Below are 19,868 nucleotides of genomic sequence, written 5' to 3' on the forward strand. Positions count from 1 at the left end.
ATCATGGAGACTTTAAAGGATTGCCATGACGCTTTAAAATGTCATCATGCGGAGCGCGTTTTTTTTCGCTCCTTTTCCTTATCAATTTTGCACGTAAAAAAGGAGGTAATATGGCCGAACTTACAAACGAGCAGAAAAAGGCATGGGCGAAAACGCTCTACACCCGCGAAACGCTCACGCAGGCGGAAATAGCCGAGCGTGTGGGGGTTTCACGGGTGACTGTGAACAACTGGATAGGCAAAGGAAACTGGGAGCAGCTGAAGGCTTCCATAACCATCACACGGGAGGAGCAGCTGAAGAACCTGTACCGGCAGCTGGCGGAACTCAACAACGCCATCATGGGAAAGCCGGAAGGGGAACGGTTCCCGAACGCCGCGGAAGCGGACACCATTTCCAAACTGTCGAACGCCATCAAGAAACTGGAAACAGAAGTGGGGCTGGCGGACATCATCTCCGTGTTCTCCGACCTGCTCAAATGGGTGCGGACCTACGATTCCACGCAGGCGAAGGAGATCACCCCGCTTCTGGACGCGTTTGTCAAATCAAAATTATCCTGACATGGCAAAGAAAAGACTCACACCCCAGGACAGGATCGCACTGGACAACTGGAACGAGCTGGTGGCATCCGTGCGCGAACATTCGGACATCAACCCCACGGACACGGAAACGGAAATCAGGCAGAGGCGGGAAAGACTGGAGAAGAACGACGAGGAGTGGTTCAAATACTACTTCGCCATGTATTGCACCTGCGAGTCCGCCGCCTTCCACAAAAAAGCCACCGGGCGGCTGATGAGGAACAACCGCTGGTACGAGGTAAGGGCCTGGTCACGCGAGCTGGCGAAATCCGCACGCTCCATGATGGAGATATCCAAACTGGCACTGACAAAAAAGATACGCAACGTGCTGCTGATCTCCAACTCGGCAGACAATGCGGAAAGGCTACTGCTGCCGTTCATGGCGAACTTCGAGGAGAACCAGCGGATCATACAGGACTACGGACAGCAGAAAAAACCGGGAGCGTGGGAAACCGGGGAGTTCACCTGCATGTCCGGATGCTCCTTCCGCGCCATCGGAGCCGGGCAGTCACCGCGCGGTACGCGTAACAAGAACTTCCGGCCGGACTTCATTCTGGTGGACGATATAGACACCGACGAGGAGTGCCGGAATCCGGAACGGATCAAAACCAAATGGAAATGGCTGGAGGAGGCGCTGATACCGACCATGTCCGTATCGGGAAACTACCGCATCCTGTTCAACGGGAACATCATCGCGCCGGACTGCTGCATCAAAAGGGCCATCGAAAAGGCAACCGAACTGAAGGCGAAAGGAATCGGGCACGTGGATATCATCAACATCCGGGGAAAGGACGGGCTGTCCGTATGGCCCGAAAAGAACTCCGAGGAGGATATAGACCTCTTCCTCTCACTGGTCAGCGCGGCGGCGGCACAGAAAGAGTTCTTCAACAACCCGGTGGTGGACGGCGGCGTGTTCGCGGAAATCACCTACGGGAAAGTGCCGGCACTTTCCAAGTTCAAGTTCCTGGTGATATACGGGGACCCCGCACCGGGAGAGAACAAGACGAAAAAAAGTTCCACCAAAACGGTGTGCCTGCTCGGGAAACTCGCGGGAAGGCTTTATCTGATAAAAACGTTCCTGGACAGGGGGCTGAACGCGGAATTTGTAGAGTGGTACATCAAGCTGCTGGAGTTCGTGGGCGGGAAAACCACCGTATACTGTTACATGGAGAACAACAAATTACAGGATCCTTTTTTCCAGCAGGTATTCCAGCCCATCGTGCGGCGGATACGCAGGGAAAGGAAAATATCACTGTACATCACCGGGGACGAGGAGAAGAAGACCGACAAGGCCACACGTATCGAGGCGAACCTGGAACCGCTCAACCGGGAGGGGAACCTGGTACTCAACGAGGCCGAAAAGGACAACCCGCACATGAAACGGATGGCGGAACAGTTCAAGCTGTTCAACCTGCAACTGACCTATCCGGCAGACGGACCCGACTGCGTGGAGGGGGGAAACAGAATTATAGACCGCAAGGCCAGACAGTCGGAAAAGCCCGTCATTGTCACAAGGAAAAGCACGCGGTCACAAAACAAGTACAGAGTGTAAACTTCAATACCTATCATTATGAGCAAATTTATCGAACTTTCAGACTACGACGCGAGCATACACCGCGAGATTCTGGACGCACTGACAAGGGAGGACGACGCCGTCGTGGAGATATGCGAGGACCGCGCCGTCGCCGAGATGCGCTGCTACCTTTCCAGACGTTACGACTGTGACAAAATATTCACGGCAACCGGTGACAAACGCAACCAGCTTGTCCTGATGATGGCCATCGACATAGCCGTGTACCACATCTTCTGCATACATAACCCGAGGAACCTGTCACCGCTGCGGAAGGAACGCCACGAAAGGGCGGTCGAATGGCTGAAAGCCGTGGCGGCCGAGGAGATATCGGTGGACGGCCTGCCCCTGCTGTCCGAAGAGACGAGGGCGGCAAAATCAAATTTCCTTATCAAAAGCAACCGTAAACGTGTAAACCATTGGTAATATGAACAAAAGAAAGAAAGGGGCCGGAAAGATAACCCAAAGCGGGAACCTGCCGAGGCCCGGGCAGAAAGGACCCGCAACCATCATACTGACACAGCCCAGAAGGTTCGGTATAGACATAGCGGACTACATGCTCGCGGTAAGGGCTTTCGAGAATGTGGACTACTCCAGACGCTTCAGGCTGTACGACCTGTTCAGCGACATACTCATGGACACGCACCTGACAAGTGTCATAGAGAAACGGAAGAATGCCGCACTGGCATCTTCCATAGAATTCCGCAGGAACGGGAAGCCGGACGAGAAGGTGAACAAGCAGATCAGGTCCCCATGGTTCCGGAAGTTCATAGGGGACATCCTGGACGCCAAATTCTGGGGGTTCTCACTCGTGCAGTTCTACCGCAAGGGGGAATGGGTGAACTACGACCTGATACCGCGCAAACACGTCGATCCCGTGCGCAGGCTCATACTGCGGCACCAGACGGACACCACCGGGACGTCCTGGGACGAGTACCCCGACCTGTTGTTCATCGGTTCACCCGACGATCCCGGACTGCTGGTGAAAGCAGCCATCTGGGTGATATACAAACGTAACGACGTGGCGGACTGGGCACAGTTCGCGGAAGTGTTCGGAGCGCCCATCAGGGAGTACACGTATCCCACGGATGACGACGAGGCACGGCAGAGGGCGCTGGACGACGCGGACAGCACCGGAAGCCTGTCGGTTTTCGTGCACGCGGAGGATACGGTGCTCAAGCTCGTGGAAGCCGCGAACAAGACAGGGAGCGCGGACCTCTACGACAAGCTCTGCGAGCGCTGCAACAACGAAATCTCAAAGCTGTTCCTCGGAAACACGCTCACCACCGAAGCCTCCGACAAGGGCACACAGGCACTGGGAACCGTACACAAGGACGTGGAGGAGAAAGTGACGCTCTCCGACAGGCAGGACATCCTCGACGTGCTCAACTATGACATGGCCGACATATTCGCAATGCTCGGAATAGACACCACAGGCGGGGAGTTCTGCTATCCGGAAAAGAAGCTTATCGAACCGGAGAAAAAGATGTCCATCCTCACACAGCTGCGTACGAACTTCAACCTGCCGGTAGGTGACGACTACCTCTACGAGGAATTCGGGATCGAGAAACCGGCAAACTATGACGAGCTGAAGAAACGCCAGGAGGAGAAAGCGGCGGAAATCGAGGCAGCGAAGGCCCGAGAGACCGAAAAGGCGGAAGAGGATGAACCGGATCCGGAAGAAGAACCGGAACTGGAAAAGCACGGTAAAGGAACACCCAAAGAAAAGAAAAATGCCCTTAAAAACGCATACAACTGGCTGAAACGTTTTTTCGGGAAAGCCCCGGGGAGAGACGGGGCAGCTTTAGAATGGTGATAAACGACCTCTACAGAATGGAGGACAAACAGGTGGAAACTTTATTCTCGTTCGATGAAGAGGTACTGAAGAAAGCCCTGAAGAACATATACAGCAAAGATTTCCATCCCATGACCGACATCGAGGAGAACCTGTTCGAGGCCACGTGGAAAACGATGAACAAAGCCACCGACAAGGGGTTTGGGACACGGAAAACCGATGATCCGGATTATGACTTCTACCGTGAAATCCGAATGAACAACGCCGTGTTCGCAGCTTTCAAGGTACACAGGGCACAGAACGACATGGCAGCGCTGCTGCTGGACAAAAACGGAAGTTTAAAGCCGTTTGAACAGTGGGTGAAGGAAGCCATGCCCATAGCCGACCACCAGATGATCCATTGGCTGCGTACAGAATACGACACGGCCGTCATACGGGCACACCAGGCCGCGGACTGGAGACAGTTCGAAAGGGAAAAGGATGTATTGCCGAACCTCAAATGGATGCCGTCCACAAGTGTGACGCCGGGAGCCGACCACCAGATTTTCTGGGGGACCATACGTCCGATAGATGATCCGTTCTGGAACGAGCACAGGCCCGGAGACAGATGGAACTGCAAGTGCACGCTCTCATCAACGGATGAAGCGCCGACAGCGGTACCGGACGAAAACGGGCAGAACAAGGCACATGACGGTCTGGAAAACAATCCGGGAAAAGACGGCAAACTGTTTTCAGACAAACACCCCTACATTACTGAAGCGCATCCGGGAGCAAAAAAAGCCGTGGACGCACTGACCAGGCGCATCAACGAAATGATAGCCGAAATGCCGGACAACCTGACGCTGGAGGAAAAAACCGACATCGCCCGCAACAATCTCAAGATAGAAAAGGCACTCGGCGTTACCAAAGGCAAGCCGATGACATACGAACAGGCGAACAAGGGAAAGGAGAACCCGAAATTCGGAAAAGAGGAAGGATACCGCGTGAATTGCCAGACCTGCACCGTGACACACATGCTCAGAAGGTTGGGGTTTGACATCGAGGCAAAACCCAACATCAGACAAAGCGCATACAATGAAATGGCAAAACAAGGTATCACATGGGAAGAACGTTTCCTGAACCGGGACGGAACAAAGCCGGATTATGACTATACCTATAAATGGCAGGTCAGAAAGGGATATCAAGTAATGAATGCAAACCGGCTGAAGGAATACTTCAGGGAAAAATTCAGAGAGGATGGAATATACGAGATATATTGTGCCTGGAAAGGCGGCTCCGCACACGTGTTCTGCGCAGAGGTGACTGAAGGAAAGACAAGGTTCTTCGACCCGCAAACCGGAAAGGATGATGCAAGCAATTACATACAGAGCATGAAAGCGGGCCGTGTGGGAGTGATAAGAATAGACAACAAACTGGTAAATCCCAAAATCATGGGACTATTCATCACCAAATAAACGGGAAGAAAGTGCCAGCCCCTCCTCACCGTCCACCAGACGGCAGGACTGGCCGTCGAACAGAATAAAGGCGGGAAGACCGACAGGCAACTCAAAACCATCCCCGTCAACACAGCCCACGGAATAGATGCTTCCTTCAGGGGAACTGGCTGATAAGACAACGGAGTTGTAACCGCTACTGTTTGCTAATTCCGACACTTGTTTAGGTATTTCCATAACGCAAAAAGGCACATAAAAAACGCCTTGCTGCAAAAGTATAAAATTATTTTTTAATTCAGTCATTCATGGACATAAAAGAATATTCAAAACTGATAAAAGCCAAACGGAAAGAACTGGATGGGCTAATGAAACGGAAAATGCCGGTTATCGCTGGACGAATGGCAAAAGACCATTTCCAGGACAACTTCCGCCGGGAAGGTTTCGTAAACGGAGGATTACACCCGTGGCCGAAAGCGAAAAGGCTGTCCTCGGGACGGACCGATGCGGCAGGGAGCTACGGGACGCTGCTCTCCGGAAGGAACCATCTCTTCAGCTCCGTCAAATACATGCCGGGAGAATACCGAGTGAGGGTGGCAAACGAACTCGTCTATGCGCCGGTCAATAACTGGGGAGGAGAAGTTCATCCGACTGTTACGCCCCAAATGCGGCGTTTTGCATGGGCGAAGTATTACCAGGCTTCAGGCAAGGCTAAAAAAGCCGCCACGGGCAAAAGAAAAGGCAAAAAGAAGGGTTCTGCCGCAAACAATGAACCGCAGGAAAATCAGGAAGCGCTGAAATGGAAAAGGCTGGCGCTGACCAAAAAGAAAAAGCTCCGGATAAAAATACCGCAACGCCAGTTTATCGGGGAAAGCCGGGAACTGTCCGAAAAGATAGACCGTAAAATGGAGAATGAAATCAGAAATATTTTAAACTTATAACAACATGGAAGAAATTTTTATCGCGATCATGGAACGCATCGCCGAAAAGATGCCTGAACTGTCATACATCGACGAGGACTACGGACAGCTTGAAGCCGGGGCGGAGGAGGACCACTATCCGGTAACCTTCCCCTGCGTGCTTGTCGGGAACGCCGAATCGGACTGGAATGACCTCGGTTACGGGGTACAGAAAAGCGAGTCACTCATCACCATACGACTGGCCATTGACTGCTACGATGACACCCACTACACCTCCGGAACCTATGACAAGGTAAGGGAACGGCAGCTGAAGGCCAAAGAGCTGTACAAAGCCTTGCAGGAGTTCCAGTGCACGGAAGAGACCAGCCCGCTGGTCAGGGTAAAGAGCCGGGACTATTCGCTGCCGGGAAACATCAAGGTGTACGAGACGGTTTATTCTTTCACGCTGCATGACGAGTCGGCCATGCAGTAAGGGGAAGGTTCATTCCCCCGTGAACAGGGAAAGCTGGACGGCTGTCAGGCGGGGTTTCTTAACCTTTGGGACGGGCTTCACCTCCAAGTCCTTCAGCTCCCGGCACTTGCACCGGATAATGGACATGATCCGCTCCTCGGAAATGAAAAACTCCTGGCGGGACAACACTTTCAGGGCATCATCAAAACGCAGGCGCTGCACCTCCGTCCAGTAATAGTAACGGCGGCACAGGGCTTCATCACGGAGTTCTATCAGTTTTTTGTCTCGTCCTTTAGCCATAAGTTCAGGTATATGCTGCAAAATTAGGCATTTAACCGGGGATGTTAATAAAAAAACGCCGCATCGTGTATGAATGCGGCGTTTTTCTGTTTAGAGTGTGAACAAAATCACATGGTCATCAGTTCGGTGTCATCCTCACCCGGAACAAACGGCTCGATGCGGGTGATCACCTTGCTCTGTACCTTCACCCGCCCGCTGCCATTACAGACCGGACATTTTGCGGATAAAGGAGCTCCTCCCTGGTCCAGGTAAAAGATACGTCCCTTGCCTTCACAACGCTTGCAGGCCATGACGTGCGGCGCGATGTTCTTCGTCTTCTCCATGACTACAACCGGCAGAATGAGGGTTCGATACGGTGCCAGACACCGTTTTCGTCACGTTTGTGGAAATAGTAGTTCACCGCGGTCTTGTACACCACGTTGCTCTCACGGAAGAGGTCCATGATCTCCGTGTACTCGCTGTCGAAACGGTCCTCGAGCTCGTACAGCTTACTCACGGACTTGTAGTCCAGATCGCCCTGGCGGTTGCGCTCGATCATGGTCATGCCGAGCTGGTACATCGGGTCGTCGGTACCCAGCTCGCGCCCCATGGCGTAGCGCTTCAGGTAATCCACCAGGCGTTCGGCGGCAAGGTCGGCACGCTCGTCGAAACTCTTCACCTTGTTGCTCCTCACCTCCAGCTTCATGTCACCGTCCACGATGGTGAAGCTCGCCTGCTCGTCCTTACGCAGCTGGCCGTATTCACGCATCACCGCACGGAAGGCGGCGGCCTCTTTCTCCACCCAGTCGCGGAACGCCTTCACGTCATCCACAACCGGGAGCAGCCGGTTCTTCACTTCAAGCATGAACTGCGCACGGAGGCCCTCATAGGCATCGCGCCGGTTACGCTTGCTTTCCTTCTCTTCCTGCTGGAGCTGTTTCAAAAGCTCCTTCCTGTCCTGGGCGGACAGGCTTTTTAATTGTTCTTTCAAATCCATAGCTAAAAAATTAAATGGTTGCTATTGTTGTTTATTCTCACGTTTACGGCGGATGGCACGCAGCTTCACCTGCAACGTGTCCAACGCCTCACAGTCAAGTTCACGGAACTCCTTGCCGGCGATACGGCTGTCCCGGCAGAAGGCGTTCACCCAGTCCCAGTCGGCCGTATCGATACCCAGCAGCTGCATCTGGTGCAGTACCGCGGAACGCTTCTGACGGAGAATCTTCCGGAGCTGTTCCTGATAAGTGGGCGGTACCAGCTTCTGCATGGCGGACACGGCGGCACTGTATTCCTTCAGTGTCATGTCACGCAGACTCGTGGTACGTCCCTCCGTGTACTGGGAAACGATGCTTTCCTTCAGTGCGTCACGATCCGATGTCGGAAGGCGGTTCAAAAGGCTGTAAAACGCCGCATAATTCTCGGGTTTATTTAACTGCTTGCGGCTGTTGATGTCTATCTGCATGGCTATACTGTTTTTTTGTTTATTTTAAGGTCATTGATTTCCTTAATCACTCTCTTTACTCTGATAGTACACAAATAATCAAGAAGATGCTCTTTTTCATTTTTTGTACACTTATACTGGTCGAAAAATTCAAGTATGCCCATTCTATTCAGATTTTCATTAACTCAAACTATTCATACCACATCAGCACAACTCTATGATTTCACCCACGGCAGAGCGTAGAAGAGTACGCAAAACCGAAGGGTTTCCGCTATCATAGATGACTTCCACACAACACTCATGGCGTGCGTTACGTGACACAACCAGCTCGCAAGTCATATTCTCACAGAGCCATTTTTCCACTACTTTACGGACACCAACTGCGGTGACCACAATTACCATTTTTTTACTCATAATATTGACCGTGCTGTATGTTATTCAACTCTTATCCTCCCGGTGTACTGGTTTCCCCGAAACTTCATCCCCTTGGTGAAGCCGCCCGGATATCCCAGTTCCTTGCTTCTCGCGTTTGCCAGCAACAAATGTTCCCGGCTAAGGGAGGCTACAAAACCTTTGTCCTTTTCCAGTCCCATCTCTCGGGCCTTCCGGGTGACGCTGCGTTCGGAAACACCGAGCATTTCAGCCAGCTCCCGGTTGAGGGTATTGTGATAGTGGCGACGCATGATGGAAAGCATATTACCGTTCCAAAAGATACGGGTGGAATATCCCTTATGCTCGACGAGCCGTCCCAGTGTCCGGTGCATGAAAGTACCGTCAGCAACCTTCCGGTGCTTGCGGTACTGTTCACGCTTGTACACCAGCACACATTCATGACACCAGGAACTCCGTCCCCCATTCTTCAACGGATAGAACTCACGCATCCACAACTTTCGGCCGCAATGCGGACAGACACGTTTACGTTTCTGCTTGTTGTTATTTTCACTCATAGCTGTTTATGCTGCATTCATCAGTTCATATTCAAATTTTCACCGAACGGAATAGTATTAATGTCAGCCTTTCTCGTGTAGGCCTGCATAAGTCCCACGGAAAGCAGCATATAGACATTCTTATTCGCTTTGACAACCCCGGAAATAGAGCCGACAATATGTTCAGTCTTGCCGGTAATGATTGAGCCGGCTATCTGCTCAAGCCCGTCTGGATGGTCCTCACTGGCCGCAACGCTCATAAAGGCACTAAGATCGTTTTCCTTACAAAAGTTATCCACGTATTGGCAGAGTTCCTTTACTGCCTCTTTCTGTTTTTCTGTAATCATTTCTGTTAAATTTTAATGGTTAATAATTATATGTTGAAATCGCGAAATCTCTTTTTTGATACTGGCTGTACATAGTTTCCTCCCAATCCGTCTCTTCCTCCTCCGGAAGGTCATCCTCATCAAGTTCTACCTCCTTACGGTAAATCAGATACCGTGCCTCCAGAAAGAAGAGGACCACGCGGCGCAGGAACTCACGGGCGGAGGCGATGCCGTGCTTTTCCATGAAGGAGGCGATACGGTCCGGACCGATAGTGTTCGTGCGGATGCTCACCAGACACTGCCGGCGGAAGTCCTTCAGCGTGCTGCCCCTCACCTCGAACACGCGGTCAGCGATACGGCCGAGACTCTCCGGAATATGGTATCCGGAACCTTCGTCATCCGTTCCCACCAGCAGTTCAGCAGCAGCCGTCAGCATACCCTCCACGCTCATGCGCTGGGCAGCGGCCGTCTCCTTCAGGAACACGTACTGGTAATTGCTCACGTAGGTATGTATGAGGTAGCCTTCAGGACGGCGGAACACCTCTTCGGAGGCAAGCTCCATCGAAAGGTTGTTCAATGTCACACCGGCACCGCAGCAGAAGGCGCACACCAGGCGGACGACAAGACGCTGGCGGTTGCCCCAGCCGCCAGCGATGATGGCACGCTGCAGGCTGCCGGCAACGGCCGGATCCATCTCGAAGAACAGCACCGACTTCTCCTGACGGCGGAAGAAGAACGACATGTCCGGAATACGATCCATGCAGAGGAGGATGCGCCGGGTGGCCGTGGAGACCCTGCCACCATCCGTCATGCGGATGTAGGACTTCACCAGGTGGTTCATCACTACCGTCATGTCGGAAAAATGATAGTCGGCAACCTTCCCGCGGAACAGTTCATGAAGCAGAACGGGCAGCTTCACAACGTAGTTGTAATACTCCTTTCTCATGGCTCACTTGCTTGAAGGTTTCCAGTCCACTGTTATAATCGCATCCAGCTCACCGCTGCCGCCACACACCGGGCAGGATACATGCACGTCCTCGCGGCTGCCCTCTTCCGTTCCCCAGAACCAGCCGTTGCCCTTGCAGTAACCACACTTGTGGCCGGTACTGACGAAGTTCTCACGGTTAGGCCCCTTACACATATAGGCGGGAGGACAAATCTCCAGCTGTTTCTTTATCCTGCTCATGCCTGGCCTCCTTTCTGTTTCGGTCCCGCCACATTCCAATAGTCATAGGCGCCCTTCTCCCAGATTGTGTATTCACCAGTGGCCCCCTGATAACGTCCCTTACTGAAGGCGACGTAGCCCTCTACCCATATCTTCAGGTCGGCATCATACATCACGCTCGTGGCCGCATCACCTTTAGGATTCTTGCCACGGGCATGGCTGATGAAAACAAACAGCTTGTCCGGAAACTCCTCCTTCAGCTGGATATAGTCACGATACGTCATCTGTGTGTATTGGAAGCTGTCAATGATCACGATGTTGAAACTCTTATGACGCCGGAGCCTGATCTTCAAGGTGGGGATGTCCTCCTTGATGAACGCCAAATGGCGGCTTACCTCGGCCATACCAAAGCGCCGCAGGTTATTCTGGACTGTCAGAGAAGTTCCTTCCTCCAGGGAGTTGAACGCCACACGGTCATACTTGCAAAGTTCCTTGCAGAGCTGCATCACGAAAGAGGTCTTACCGTTACCGCTGTTGCCCCACACGAACCAGCAGCCCCGGACTTCCGGAGTGTCGAAGGCATCCTTCCATTTCCCTTCGAAAGGGAATACGTCATACTTCTTGTTCAGGATGTCCCTGACATTCAAGGCACGTCTCATGCCCGCTTTTTTATTATCCTTTTTCTCTTCTTCCATGGTCAGAACAGTGTTAGTTGTCGGATATTGTCAATTCGGTCAAGTACGGCCTGCCGTGCGGCACCCCGCAGTTTCTCGTGGCAGAGCATCCTGCCGAGTGCCCACAAAAGGGCATTCTCACGGGTGGCAAACTGTCCCCATTTACGTCCCGGGTTGAAACCACCGCCGGAACCGCCCACCTCCATGTGAACGCCGGCAACCCACCAGCCGTCCTGCTGTCCCACAAGGGCGTCCAGGTAGTCGCGACCATTCCGGTAAACGGTCACCGTCTCGTATTCCCTCAAGACTGGGTAATCGCTCCAGGGAGCGGGAAGCTGCTCGCGACCGTCGATCTTTAAGTATTCAAATTTGTTTTCCATATCCTTAAAATTACGTTTGAACGGTATTTGAACGGGGGTCATTCCCCCGTCATGCGTTTCACCTTGTGAATGGACTTCCTCACACGCCGCAAATCAAAGTCACATGTCGAAGCCTCCTTTATCACCTTATCGATGTCTTTCCTGTCAGTCACACCGTTGGCGGAACAGATCGCAAACACGTCGTTCACGTCCGTAGGCTCCAACTCATAAAATTTCCGTCCGATACGGCTGTAGAACTCCTTGTAGCCGGGCTTCTGGTACCGCAAGCCGTTGCTGATGCGCTTGGCAATATAATCGGTACTCAAGAACACGACACCGCATTTCTCCTCCAGCTTGTTGTACAGGCTGATGAAATAGTGGAACACCGGTTCGGTCAGCTTGTCCGCCTCGTCGAACACCAGCAGGGGCGCGTCCATCTGGATGATGTCATCCAATATAAGCCCCCACACCTCACGGATATTATACCCTTCGGTCCGGATTCCGACCGTACGGGCGATCTCGCGGACAAAGTCACCTTTCTTCATGTCCTCAGAGCAGAGGATATAGAAAACCTCCTTATGCTCCTGGAGGTAAACACGGGCGGTGGTACTCTTGCCACAACCGGCCTCGCCGGTCACCCAGGTAACATTGCGCCAGCGCTGCGCATCGGAGAGTACAGCCGTGATCTCCTGGTAAGCACCGGTCTCCACGATCTGCCAGCCGGTAGCGCTTACACCACCGACCTGCGAGGCGACATTACGGAACATCTCGTCGCTGATATTCTCATAACGGCCATTCAGGATATTGCTAACAGTACCTACACTAACCCCCTTCAGGCTGCCAGCAGCCTTCGTCTGGCTCGGGTATTTCGCCACGTAAGCCCGGAGGCTTTCACTGATGGCGTCCTTTTCTTTCATTGTAATTTCCATAATCAATATTTTTTATCTTGTTATAAATCTGTTCCTTATAATTTCCCGACCACCTTGCGGATGCTCACTTCCTTCTTCTCAAAGCTGTCCCATGTCACGTTGCTGATGACTTTCATGTCTCGGCCGATGGAAGGACGGGCCGGCTGGCTGTATTTTCTTGTGCGACGGTCAATCTGGCGTTGCGCCTCCTTTCCGAGACCTTTCAGGTCAGGGGTACGCAGACCGTTCTGTTCCGGTGCGACACCATGTTCGTACTCGATGTCCTTGGCAACGACCTGGCGGTTTATACGCTCGTTGATGACGGCCTCCTGCTGGGCGCGGATGAAACGTTTCTCGGCTTCCGTCTGCTCCTGCTGGGCACGGTGGATCATCAGCGGGAACGAAGCCACACACTCAAAGCGCATCGCTCCGCCCTTATCCTTGTACAGCAGACGTACGCTGCTCATGTCATAAGGATCGTACTGGACATAGAACTTCTTGTAGGTGTTACGTCGGCGCCATTCCAGATCAGGCTCACCGGGGGCGGAGAAAACCTCGTAAGGGTATTTCTTTCCCTGTACCGTGATCTCGATACCGTTGGCGGTGAACAGCGACGGTTTCTCGGTCGTGTACCAGAACATCTCCACCATATCCGACACACTTACCGCATCGGTAGCCTCGTTCACGCTGGTATTGTACATCTCAATCCGGGAGATGCCGGTGGCAGGGTGTTTCATTGAATTCCACTGCTCACGGGCGGCGGCATACTGTTCCTTCAGTTCCTCCAATGTGGGGAGGGAGTCGATGTTCGCGTTGATGAATTCCAAATTCGGACGGCTTGTATCTCTCTTTGCCGTAATATTCTGCCCGGTGAAACCGAAACGTTTCTTCAATACCTGGCTCTGGAAGCGGTAGAAAATGTTCTCAATCGTCTTAGATTCGCCATTATACGGAGCTGTCGGGCGGTGGATACGGCTGATCTTCGAGAAAAGGCCCAGCGCCGCGTTCTTCTTATGACCGCCCTGGTTGTCGCACACGATCTCGTAGGGTTTGTGCCGGCTCGTCTGGATAGCCATGCGGAAAGCATGGTACTGGGCGATATAGTCCTCGTTGTCGCTGATGTAATAACCGAGCAGGACTTCACTATAGGCATCCACCACCTCGTACACGCTTGTAGTGCACTTGTTTCCGTTCTCGTCACGATAGTAGAGGTTCAGCTTCGTGCCGTCGCCATACCAAAGGCTGTCACGACGGCCCGGAAGGATGGTCCGGTGCTTGCGGTCATAACGCTGGTGTGCCTTCATTTCCCCATAAACGGCATCGTACCACAGAGGTTCGACACGCGGGCTGTTGAACCATTCGCGGAGGCTGCGGGGACTCTTCAGGGGCTTCCAGCCACGTTCCGGAGCGACACGGTTGTACTCCTCGAAGATCTCCATGTCAGTATAAACCGGAACGCGGCTGCGTTTCAATGCTACAAGGTAACGCCCGCCGTCCTCCTCGATCTTCAGCGTGTTGCTGTTGCCGTATTTACCGCTCACAAGCACACCGTAGTTGTCGGGACGGAACTTGTTTATCAGGGCTTTCAAACGCCCCACACTGCCCGGAAGACTGTGCCCGTACACCGGACGCCATTCCTCACTCGTGACAAGCAGAAGTTCCCAAAGGTTACGGCGGAAACCGGTCAGCTTGTTATTGGATGAACTCAAGCGTTTGAACTCTTCCATCAACGCGTTCAGCACCGAAGCGTTCCAGGTGTATTCCTTCTTCACATCCTCGGGAAGAGCGACCATCTCACCGTTCTTGTCGTAACGGTAATCCTCGAAAAAGTTCTCGGCCTTCTCGTCTTTCTTCACTATGTTACGGATCATTTCCTGTCTCATTTGTTTCTCGGGTTCGCCATGACGCTCAACCCAACGTTTCTTGTATTTCTCGGGAAGGGAGGAATAGGCATACAGAGCCGGATTATTTTCACCACCGCCACGGGAAACGACATCCAGTTTTTCTCGGGACAGCTGGCTATTCAAAGTGCCTTTGGGCATTATATCCAGCAACTCTTTGTAAGTTACACACAATATATTATCAAAGTATTCCATCTCCCAGCTTGATTATCAATCCTCTAAATCATTCAAAGGGACATGCTTCTTCAGCAGCCGCACGGAGATCCCGAAATTCAACACTACGAGAAGTTCCAGCAGCGGATTAATAAAAAAAATAGAGAGCAGGATCCCGAAACTCATACAGAAGTAAAGCACGCAAAAGCGCTGTTTTCGTTTCAGACGAGCAAACCAGTGCAGCTGGTCGCTGAACAATGTCATCAAATCATTTTTCATGGCTACTTGTATTTTGAGGATTACCACCTACTTTGGATCCACCGCGCTCAATGGCGAGCTTACGAATGGAACGGGCCAGTTTGCTGTTCTTACGGAAGGCAAGCGCATGACTCACCATCACGTTTGTACAGCCCATCAGTTCGGCAATTTTATTCACCTCACCGTATTCTACAACTATTCGTTCTTTCATACTATCTAATATTTAAATTATCGTAGTGGGCAGTCGCGGATTCGAACCGCGGACCATAACCTCTCCATTATAGGAGTTTAGTTTGTTCTACCAGCTGAACTAACTGCCCGAGAAAATTATTAAAGCTCCTTTATCGCATCCTCCGGAACACATATTACAGTCCAAACCTGACCATTTTTCATATAATCGATATTATATTCCCGCACGAACGTACAAATGTTATAATCCCAGTCACGAACTATACCATCAATGATCTCACCATTTCTCTTGGTGATTCTCACACTTTGTCCCTTTTTAAATTTTACTTCCATTTTGCTTCTTTTTAAATTCTCATTGTTACCTCAAGCCTTTTTTGTAGCTTTGGGGCGTGTTTAAACTTTAATCACGTGGCAAATATAGTCTAAGTTTCTTAGACAACAAAGTGTTAATCCAAATAATTTAGATTTATGAGCGTTTTTTCTAAGAATCTTAGATATCTAAGGGAGAGTAGGGGACTTAAATTAGATGAATTTGAGTTTCTGGGCATCAAAAAAGGTACAATGTCAAACTATGAACTGGGTAATACAGAACCTAAATTGAGTTTGTTATGTGAAATATCTAAGTTTTTTAGAATATCAATCGACGACTTTCTTTTAAAAGATATAGAAGCCGAAAAAATTACACCAGTAGTAACGGAAACAGCTCCTCCAGAAACAGCTAACAATAATTTTAGGGAGCTTCTGGATGTTTTAAGGGAAAAAGACTCCACCATTCGAGAAATGGCAGAGGAAATAGGGATGCTCAAACAGACAATTACACAACTTAAACAGGACAAGTCGGGGCGTGTTTCGGATGCAAGCGATTCTACGGTTGCCAATGCCATCTAAAACGTGTTTTATGGGGAAAGGGAGGTAAAAACAGTTAAATCACTATTTTACAGCAGAATATATAAAAATACAGGGGAGTAAATAAATATTATCTATATACAATTTACCCCCTACAATATTATAAAAACCGATGAATACCAAATAAAAAAAAGATATTTCCCCGTTTTATTAGAACAAAATAGGCACAAAAATGAATAACCAAATGAATAAGCAATCAAAACATTTCGTTTTTGTAATAGCTTAAATGAATAACCAAATGAATAAGCAAGTGAATAACCTTTCCACTTTTTAAGACGTTCAAAGCGTTCAAACGGATAAATACAGCCTTCCATCATAGTTTGACACTTATAAGGGCAAAAAAAGCCGCTTTTGCGGCTTTTAATTGCGTTCTAAGGCATTTTATCCCTTTCTGGTACATGTTATCAAGCGAGACTGAATAATCATTGCACGTTTCGTGTATTTGGCAATGTCATCAACCAGTCCAGCATGTAAAAGACTACTCTTAGTGATTCCGACCTGTTTCTCCGTCAGAGTTTCAAAAATGGCCGATATACTACCAAAGTAGATGTTCTTTTTCTCAAAAATCAAATGTACATGGATAACTTTACTCATGATATATAGTATTTATTTCACTGCAAATATACCAAATATCAGCTATATGGAATAATTTTAATAAATAAAAATAGGAGAGAAGCGAAGCGCTCCCCTACTCCACTTGCATAAATTACACCATTTGGTTATCTTTGTATATGGAAGTATGGCCTGGGCAAAGCATCGGAGTGAAATAATACCATACTGCCTGAATTCTCCCCTACTCCACTCCTAATGTAAAGAGATTCATTTGAACGGCGTTCAAACAAGGTTCAAATGTAAGCTCGATGTAAAGCGATGTAAACGCTTCGTTTTTCCACCCAGCTCACTCCTACCCCGTTCTAACGCTTTGAAAACCAAAGCAATCAGATATTTTCAGACCGACCGAACTTTGACACGCATCGTTTCTCCCCCCTTAATTGATTATTTGTGCGGTAGGAGACGAACTGATTGTTGCCCATCCCGAGCAAGAAATGAGAGCGGAAGTCGTTTTTGTTCTGATTATCGGACCAATCGTTTATATTCTGGCAAATAGTATCTATAAATACGTCACGTGTCGTATGCTTCCTTTATCACATATTATTGCTGTAATAGCTTTGGCTTTACTGCTTCCCTGGCCTTATCACATTTCTTTATTGACGATGAATATCTTGGTGACATCTGTTTTTATATTCGTGATTGTGTTTGATATGCTATTCCCTAATAAAGGTTTTAAGATAAAATGGGAGCCGAAGATTTAATAATAAAAGCCCATTTATAACAGATAATACTTATATCCTATTGTATGGTGGCTTAAAATAAAAACACAGTTCACACGAATTCTTGGTAAGTATTCAAGAAGTTGTGTGAACTGTGTAATTTTCGCCTTTATAAACGGATGTCTATTATGTATTTTTCATCGACGGTTCGCAATGCGAAGTCCCGATAACGATTCCGTACAATATCCGGCCTGTTCTTATTTAAATCGTATCAATCTTTATTTGTACCAATCTTTATTTTGTTTCCCATTCGATGATACCCATCCTGAGAACTTGGGATATGATTGATCGATTCGTTTCCCTTCCTCTGGAACTGGGAGATTACTTACCGGCATATTGATAGCAAACGGCATCAAGTCTGCAGAAACATAATACATCCCTTCTTCCGGTCTGTAGATGTCTTTTCCGGTTCCCAGTATTGATAAGTCGGCTTTGTCAGTCGGGGGATAATTCATCAGATGTAATTCTTTGCCTCTACCCTCATTGGAACTGATGAAGATAAACGGATTATAAGGAGGTACCACATCTTTCTCACTGGCTCCATCAAGCGTGATGGTTACAGTATATTCTTTTTTTGATTCATCAGTGATATTTTTGAATTTGGTCATGTCGTCATACAACAAAATGGTTGGGTGAGACTGTCCAGGCTCTGTTTCTTTTCCTTCCATGTATATAGAACTTGATAAACCATTGGCATCAGGCCCCGTTATTTTTACACTCTTGACATTGCTGTTTGAGAGCTTGTGGAATTGATATCCAAACCCGTTTTGCAGATAACCGCCACAGTGCTGTAAGATAAACTTGTCTTCTATTTCGTAAATGCGATTGTCAAGAGCGTTTCGGGTCATTGTACTGGTGTACTTTACCATAACGTCATTCATATCGTAATCACCTAGTTTAGGCCATAAGTCTTCAAAAGCCAGTGTACCGGAATAAGAAATTTTATATTGCTCGGGGATTGCTTCGGGGTCCTCAGGCAGTGCAGGCAATGCCGGGTCAATAGCATTCTTTTCTGACGTATGAATATAGAAGATGGCATCTGCATAATCGAAGTCAATATTATCTTCGAATCCTACTGCTACAATCTGTCCGGACTTGGAATCACGGAGAGATACAGTTCTTTGTGTATTATTCGTGTTTAGATTCCTGGTGGAGTAGCGTGCCCCCATACCTTTTATGATATCACCCACTTTGTCTTTATCTGTTTCAGAGGTGAGTTTGCTCTTGAATCCCATACCTTGCAAGCACCAGCCAATGGTGACTCCTGCAGGAAATTTGTCCTCGTATTCCTGTGTCTCTTCATTCCAATATTTGAGTTTTATTTCTTCGCCACACACTAATGCTCCTGCTCCTAAAGTCTTGTAAATAGGAGAGGTGTTTGGAAATGCAATTATTTGTTTTACATCACTCGCGCTCTGGGGCGGATTGTTGGTAGGATAGGTGTAATATCCAACTGTATTGTACCATGCAGCAGAGCTGGTTATAAATACGAGGCTCACTTCGGTCGGGTTAACAATTGGAATATCTGAAGTCATTTTAATGGTACCATCAAAAAACTCCGGATAATTCTGACTGATGTTCATAACCTTGCTTTTACCGTTTTCATCTTTGACTGTAACCTTTCTGAAAACATACTTGATGTTGTATAGTACATCTGCTGGAGGTATATTTATTTTGGCTTCCAGGTTGGTTGGTCTTCCGCTGTCATCCCAGTCTGCATCGGGAAGAACATTCCATTCTTTTAGATAGGTATGTTGGTTCACGGTCACTCCTCTGGTTTTTGATGCCGTTTGTGAACGTAAGGTAGTGATATATGCATCTTGATTAAATGAAAGTCGACGACTGTCGTCAATCGTTAGTTTTAGAGGAGATGCGGTGGCTAAATAATCCGATGATAACCATACTTCCGAGATGTCTGCCGGAATATTCATCTCTCCGCTGAATTTGCCTTCTTCGTCTGTAACTGCACGGTAGATAGGCTCTATGCCCTTTTGGGACACGGTGCCATCAGCTGAGTATTCAATGGGATCTTGATCGTAAATATCAAAAAGGACACGATAATTGTCGCTTTTAAAACAATAATCAACATCCAAAGCAACAGCTTGGGTCATGTTGAAGTCGAAGTATGCTTCTTTTGGCATATGCCTTCTCTCCCAGGATAAGTCACGCTCTTTGTCCATGCAACTGATGGAAGATATGACAAGTACTCCTATCATTAAATACTTTAAAATTGTTTGCTTCATAAGTTTGTGTATTAAAAGATAAAGAGCAAATATATACATTTAATTATATAATTTGCTCTTTTTCTAGT

Annotated in this window: 27 protein-coding genes, 1 tRNA gene and 1 pseudogene; 9 read left to right on the forward strand and 20 right to left on the reverse strand. The window is 49.1% G+C overall.

What is annotated here, in order from left to right; genetic code table 11:
* Positions 1–110 precede the first annotated feature (110 nt).
* Genes NQ505_RS06925 through NQ505_RS06945 form a run of 5 tightly spaced genes read left to right on the forward strand, consistent with a single transcriptional unit; the run spans position 111 to position 5,394 of the window.
* Entirely contained in the window at positions 111–557 is a 447-nt protein-coding gene (locus NQ505_RS06925) for a hypothetical protein (protein WP_004327418.1), read from the forward strand.
* 1 nt (position 558) lies between these two features.
* Complete coding sequence (locus tag NQ505_RS06930) at positions 559–2,127, forward strand: hypothetical protein (protein ID WP_005932391.1); 1,569 nt, start codon at positions 559–561, stop codon at positions 2,125–2,127.
* An 18-nt stretch (positions 2,128–2,145) separates the two neighbouring features.
* On the forward strand, positions 2,146–2,571 hold the full coding sequence (locus NQ505_RS06935; RefSeq protein WP_004327405.1) for a phage protein Gp36 family protein: 426 nt from the start codon (positions 2,146–2,148) through the stop codon (positions 2,569–2,571).
* 1 nt (position 2,572) lies between these two features.
* On the forward strand, positions 2,573–3,961 hold the full coding sequence (locus NQ505_RS06940) for a DUF935 family protein (protein ID WP_004327406.1): 1,389 nt from the start codon (positions 2,573–2,575) through the stop codon (positions 3,959–3,961).
* A gap of 17 nt (positions 3,962–3,978) precedes the next feature.
* On the forward strand, positions 3,979–5,394 hold the full coding sequence (locus tag NQ505_RS06945; protein ID WP_004327407.1) for a toxin glutamine deamidase domain-containing protein: 1,416 nt from the start codon (positions 3,979–3,981) through the stop codon (positions 5,392–5,394).
* On the opposite strand, the gene NQ505_RS06950 is transcribed toward NQ505_RS06945, so the two are convergent.
* A complete protein-coding gene (locus NQ505_RS06950) occupies positions 5,377–5,610 on the reverse strand; it encodes a hypothetical protein (RefSeq protein WP_005846335.1) in 234 nt (77 codons plus the stop codon). The genes NQ505_RS06945 and NQ505_RS06950 overlap by 18 nt on opposite strands.
* Before the next feature lie 68 nt (positions 5,611–5,678).
* On the opposite strand from NQ505_RS06950, the gene NQ505_RS06955 reads away from it, so the two are divergent.
* Together NQ505_RS06955 and NQ505_RS06960 are read left to right on the forward strand one after the other, a co-directional pair.
* Positions 5,679–6,311, forward strand: a complete 633-nt coding sequence (locus NQ505_RS06955) for a hypothetical protein (protein WP_004327409.1) — start codon at positions 5,679–5,681, stop codon at positions 6,309–6,311.
* 4 nt (positions 6,312–6,315) lie between these two features.
* On the forward strand, positions 6,316–6,762 hold the full coding sequence (locus NQ505_RS06960; RefSeq protein WP_004327410.1) for a hypothetical protein: 447 nt from the start codon (positions 6,316–6,318) through the stop codon (positions 6,760–6,762).
* Positions 6,763–6,771: 9 nt separating this feature from the next.
* On the opposite strand, the gene NQ505_RS06965 is transcribed toward NQ505_RS06960, so the two are convergent.
* The 17 genes from NQ505_RS06965 to NQ505_RS07040 all read right to left on the reverse strand — a co-directional run bounded on the left by NQ505_RS06965 (position 6,772) and on the right by NQ505_RS07040 (position 15,653).
* Positions 6,772–7,041, reverse strand: coding sequence for a hypothetical protein (locus NQ505_RS06965; protein ID WP_008652653.1), 270 nt, complete (start codon positions 7,039–7,041; stop codon positions 6,772–6,774).
* Between the two features lie 107 nt (positions 7,042–7,148).
* The gene (locus tag NQ505_RS06970; RefSeq protein ID WP_008652655.1) at positions 7,149–7,364 is read right to left on the reverse strand and encodes a hypothetical protein; all 216 of its coding nucleotides are present in this window, start codon (positions 7,362–7,364) and stop codon (positions 7,149–7,151) included.
* 2 nt (positions 7,365–7,366) lie between these two features.
* Positions 7,367–8,017 (reverse strand): DUF3164 family protein, encoded by a 651-nt coding sequence (locus NQ505_RS06975; RefSeq protein WP_004327411.1) that lies wholly within the window; start codon positions 8,015–8,017, stop codon positions 7,367–7,369.
* A 21-nt stretch (positions 8,018–8,038) separates the two neighbouring features.
* Complete coding sequence (locus NQ505_RS06980) at positions 8,039–8,482, reverse strand: hypothetical protein (RefSeq protein WP_005932407.1); 444 nt, start codon at positions 8,480–8,482, stop codon at positions 8,039–8,041.
* A 183-nt stretch (positions 8,483–8,665) separates the two neighbouring features.
* Positions 8,666–8,875 carry a hypothetical protein gene (locus tag NQ505_RS06985; protein ID WP_008652657.1) on the reverse strand — a complete coding sequence of 70 codons (210 nt, stop codon included), beginning with the start codon at positions 8,873–8,875 and terminating at the stop codon, positions 8,666–8,668.
* A 20-nt stretch (positions 8,876–8,895) separates the two neighbouring features.
* Positions 8,896–9,408, reverse strand: coding sequence for a hypothetical protein (locus NQ505_RS06990; RefSeq protein WP_004327414.1), 513 nt, complete (start codon positions 9,406–9,408; stop codon positions 8,896–8,898).
* A 20-nt stretch (positions 9,409–9,428) separates the two neighbouring features.
* Positions 9,429–9,734: a hypothetical protein gene (locus tag NQ505_RS06995; RefSeq protein WP_004327415.1), complete on the reverse strand. Its 306-nt coding sequence runs from the start codon at positions 9,732–9,734 to the stop codon at positions 9,429–9,431.
* Between the two features lie 19 nt (positions 9,735–9,753).
* Positions 9,754–10,659 carry a hypothetical protein gene (locus tag NQ505_RS07000; protein WP_004326986.1) on the reverse strand — a complete coding sequence of 302 codons (906 nt, stop codon included), beginning with the start codon at positions 10,657–10,659 and terminating at the stop codon, positions 9,754–9,756.
* A gap of 3 nt (positions 10,660–10,662) precedes the next feature.
* A complete protein-coding gene (locus NQ505_RS26235; RefSeq protein ID WP_004326987.1) occupies positions 10,663–10,899 on the reverse strand; it encodes a hypothetical protein in 237 nt (78 codons plus the stop codon).
* Positions 10,896–11,573: a hypothetical protein gene (locus tag NQ505_RS07005; protein ID WP_004325648.1), complete on the reverse strand. Its 678-nt coding sequence runs from the start codon at positions 11,571–11,573 to the stop codon at positions 10,896–10,898. Before NQ505_RS07005 ends, NQ505_RS26235 begins: the two co-directional genes overlap by 4 nt.
* A gap of 2 nt (positions 11,574–11,575) precedes the next feature.
* Positions 11,576–11,974: a hypothetical protein gene (locus NQ505_RS07010; RefSeq protein ID WP_005932412.1), complete on the reverse strand. Its 399-nt coding sequence runs from the start codon at positions 11,972–11,974 to the stop codon at positions 11,576–11,578.
* Positions 11,971–12,840 (reverse strand): ATP-binding protein, encoded by an 870-nt coding sequence (locus NQ505_RS07015; protein WP_004326989.1) that lies wholly within the window; start codon positions 12,838–12,840, stop codon positions 11,971–11,973. Before NQ505_RS07015 ends, NQ505_RS07010 begins: the two co-directional genes overlap by 4 nt.
* A gap of 35 nt (positions 12,841–12,875) precedes the next feature.
* On the reverse strand, positions 12,876–14,915 hold the full coding sequence (locus NQ505_RS07020; protein ID WP_004327299.1) for a hypothetical protein: 2,040 nt from the start codon (positions 14,913–14,915) through the stop codon (positions 12,876–12,878).
* A 15-nt stretch (positions 14,916–14,930) separates the two neighbouring features.
* Positions 14,931–15,152, reverse strand: coding sequence for a hypothetical protein (locus tag NQ505_RS07025; protein ID WP_005932418.1), 222 nt, complete (start codon positions 15,150–15,152; stop codon positions 14,931–14,933).
* Positions 15,142–15,342 carry a hypothetical protein gene (locus NQ505_RS07030; RefSeq protein ID WP_004327297.1) on the reverse strand — a complete coding sequence of 67 codons (201 nt, stop codon included), beginning with the start codon at positions 15,340–15,342 and terminating at the stop codon, positions 15,142–15,144. Before NQ505_RS07030 ends, NQ505_RS07025 begins: the two co-directional genes overlap by 11 nt.
* A 26-nt stretch (positions 15,343–15,368) precedes the next feature.
* Positions 15,369–15,451, reverse strand: a tRNA-OTHER gene (locus NQ505_RS07035).
* Between the two features lie 10 nt (positions 15,452–15,461).
* Complete coding sequence (locus NQ505_RS07040) at positions 15,462–15,653, reverse strand: hypothetical protein (protein ID WP_004327296.1); 192 nt, start codon at positions 15,651–15,653, stop codon at positions 15,462–15,464.
* A gap of 135 nt (positions 15,654–15,788) precedes the next feature.
* On the opposite strand from NQ505_RS07040, the gene NQ505_RS07045 reads away from it, so the two are divergent.
* Positions 15,789–16,208, forward strand: a complete 420-nt coding sequence (locus NQ505_RS07045; RefSeq protein WP_004327295.1) for a helix-turn-helix domain-containing protein — start codon at positions 15,789–15,791, stop codon at positions 16,206–16,208.
* Positions 16,209–16,607: 399 nt separating this feature from the next.
* Here NQ505_RS07045 and NQ505_RS07050 read toward each other — a convergent pair whose 3' ends face one another.
* Positions 16,608–16,820: a hypothetical protein gene (locus NQ505_RS07050; protein ID WP_004327294.1), complete on the reverse strand. Its 213-nt coding sequence runs from the start codon at positions 16,818–16,820 to the stop codon at positions 16,608–16,610.
* Between the two features lie 398 nt (positions 16,821–17,218).
* Between NQ505_RS07050 and NQ505_RS07055 the strand changes: the two are divergent.
* A pseudogene (locus tag NQ505_RS07055) lies at positions 17,219–17,539 on the forward strand (low temperature requirement protein A); the annotation flags it as partial.
* A 236-nt stretch (positions 17,540–17,775) separates the two neighbouring features.
* Here the strand turns inward: NQ505_RS07055 and NQ505_RS07060 are convergent.
* Complete coding sequence (locus tag NQ505_RS07060) at positions 17,776–19,800, reverse strand: LruC domain-containing protein (RefSeq protein WP_009001024.1); 2,025 nt, start codon at positions 19,798–19,800, stop codon at positions 17,776–17,778.
* Positions 19,801–19,868: the final 68 nt, after the last annotated feature.

Source organism: Bacteroides sp. D2 (genome assembly GCF_025147085.1).
Taxonomy (GTDB): domain Bacteria; phylum Bacteroidota; class Bacteroidia; order Bacteroidales; family Bacteroidaceae; genus Bacteroides.

Excerpts from the sequence above, each read along its gene's own strand:
- NQ505_RS06930 (WP_005932391.1), top strand. The coding sequence starts at position 559 with ATGGCAAAGAAAAGACTCACACCCCAGGACAGGATCGCACTGGACAAC.
- NQ505_RS07020 (WP_004327299.1), bottom strand. The coding sequence starts at position 14,915 with ATGGAATACTTTGATAATATATTGTGTGTAACTTACAAAGAGTTGCTG.
- NQ505_RS07040 (WP_004327296.1), bottom strand. The coding sequence starts at position 15,653 with ATGGAAGTAAAATTTAAAAAGGGACAAAGTGTGAGAATCACCAAGAGA.
- NQ505_RS06995 (WP_004327415.1), bottom strand. The coding sequence starts at position 9,734 with ATGATTACAGAAAAACAGAAAGAGGCAGTAAAGGAACTCTGCCAATAC.
- NQ505_RS07030 (WP_004327297.1), bottom strand. The coding sequence starts at position 15,342 with ATGAAAGAACGAATAGTTGTAGAATACGGTGAGGTGAATAAAATTGCC.
- NQ505_RS06975 (WP_004327411.1), bottom strand. The coding sequence starts at position 8,017 with ATGGATTTGAAAGAACAATTAAAAAGCCTGTCCGCCCAGGACAGGAAG.
- NQ505_RS06960 (WP_004327410.1), top strand. The coding sequence starts at position 6,316 with ATGGAAGAAATTTTTATCGCGATCATGGAACGCATCGCCGAAAAGATG.
- NQ505_RS06945 (WP_004327407.1), top strand. The coding sequence starts at position 3,979 with ATGGAGGACAAACAGGTGGAAACTTTATTCTCGTTCGATGAAGAGGTA.
- NQ505_RS07005 (WP_004325648.1), bottom strand. The coding sequence starts at position 11,573 with ATGGAAGAAGAGAAAAAGGATAATAAAAAAGCGGGCATGAGACGTGCC.
- NQ505_RS06940 (WP_004327406.1), top strand. The coding sequence starts at position 2,573 with ATGAACAAAAGAAAGAAAGGGGCCGGAAAGATAACCCAAAGCGGGAAC.
- NQ505_RS07045 (WP_004327295.1), top strand. The coding sequence starts at position 15,789 with ATGAGCGTTTTTTCTAAGAATCTTAGATATCTAAGGGAGAGTAGGGGA.
- NQ505_RS07000 (WP_004326986.1), bottom strand. The coding sequence starts at position 10,659 with ATGAGAAAGGAGTATTACAACTACGTTGTGAAGCTGCCCGTTCTGCTT.
- NQ505_RS07050 (WP_004327294.1), bottom strand. The coding sequence starts at position 16,820 with ATGAGTAAAGTTATCCATGTACATTTGATTTTTGAGAAAAAGAACATC.
- NQ505_RS06980 (WP_005932407.1), bottom strand. The coding sequence starts at position 8,482 with ATGCAGATAGACATCAACAGCCGCAAGCAGTTAAATAAACCCGAGAAT.
- NQ505_RS06935 (WP_004327405.1), top strand. The coding sequence starts at position 2,146 with ATGAGCAAATTTATCGAACTTTCAGACTACGACGCGAGCATACACCGC.
- NQ505_RS06950 (WP_005846335.1), bottom strand. The coding sequence starts at position 5,610 with ATGGAAATACCTAAACAAGTGTCGGAATTAGCAAACAGTAGCGGTTAC.
- NQ505_RS06970 (WP_008652655.1), bottom strand. The coding sequence starts at position 7,364 with ATGGAGAAGACGAAGAACATCGCGCCGCACGTCATGGCCTGCAAGCGT.
- NQ505_RS07010 (WP_005932412.1), bottom strand. The coding sequence starts at position 11,974 with ATGACCCCCGTTCAAATACCGTTCAAACGTAATTTTAAGGATATGGAA.
- NQ505_RS07025 (WP_005932418.1), bottom strand. The coding sequence starts at position 15,152 with ATGAAAAATGATTTGATGACATTGTTCAGCGACCAGCTGCACTGGTTT.
- NQ505_RS06925 (WP_004327418.1), top strand. The coding sequence starts at position 111 with ATGGCCGAACTTACAAACGAGCAGAAAAAGGCATGGGCGAAAACGCTC.
- NQ505_RS26235 (WP_004326987.1), bottom strand. The coding sequence starts at position 10,899 with ATGAGCAGGATAAAGAAACAGCTGGAGATTTGTCCTCCCGCCTATATG.
- NQ505_RS06990 (WP_004327414.1), bottom strand. The coding sequence starts at position 9,408 with ATGAGTGAAAATAACAACAAGCAGAAACGTAAACGTGTCTGTCCGCAT.
- NQ505_RS06955 (WP_004327409.1), top strand. The coding sequence starts at position 5,679 with ATGGACATAAAAGAATATTCAAAACTGATAAAAGCCAAACGGAAAGAA.
- NQ505_RS07015 (WP_004326989.1), bottom strand. The coding sequence starts at position 12,840 with ATGGAAATTACAATGAAAGAAAAGGACGCCATCAGTGAAAGCCTCCGG.
- NQ505_RS06985 (WP_008652657.1), bottom strand. The coding sequence starts at position 8,875 with ATGAGTAAAAAAATGGTAATTGTGGTCACCGCAGTTGGTGTCCGTAAA.
- NQ505_RS06965 (WP_008652653.1), bottom strand. The coding sequence starts at position 7,041 with ATGGCTAAAGGACGAGACAAAAAACTGATAGAACTCCGTGATGAAGCC.
- NQ505_RS07060 (WP_009001024.1), bottom strand. The coding sequence starts at position 19,800 with ATGAAGCAAACAATTTTAAAGTATTTAATGATAGGAGTACTTGTCATA.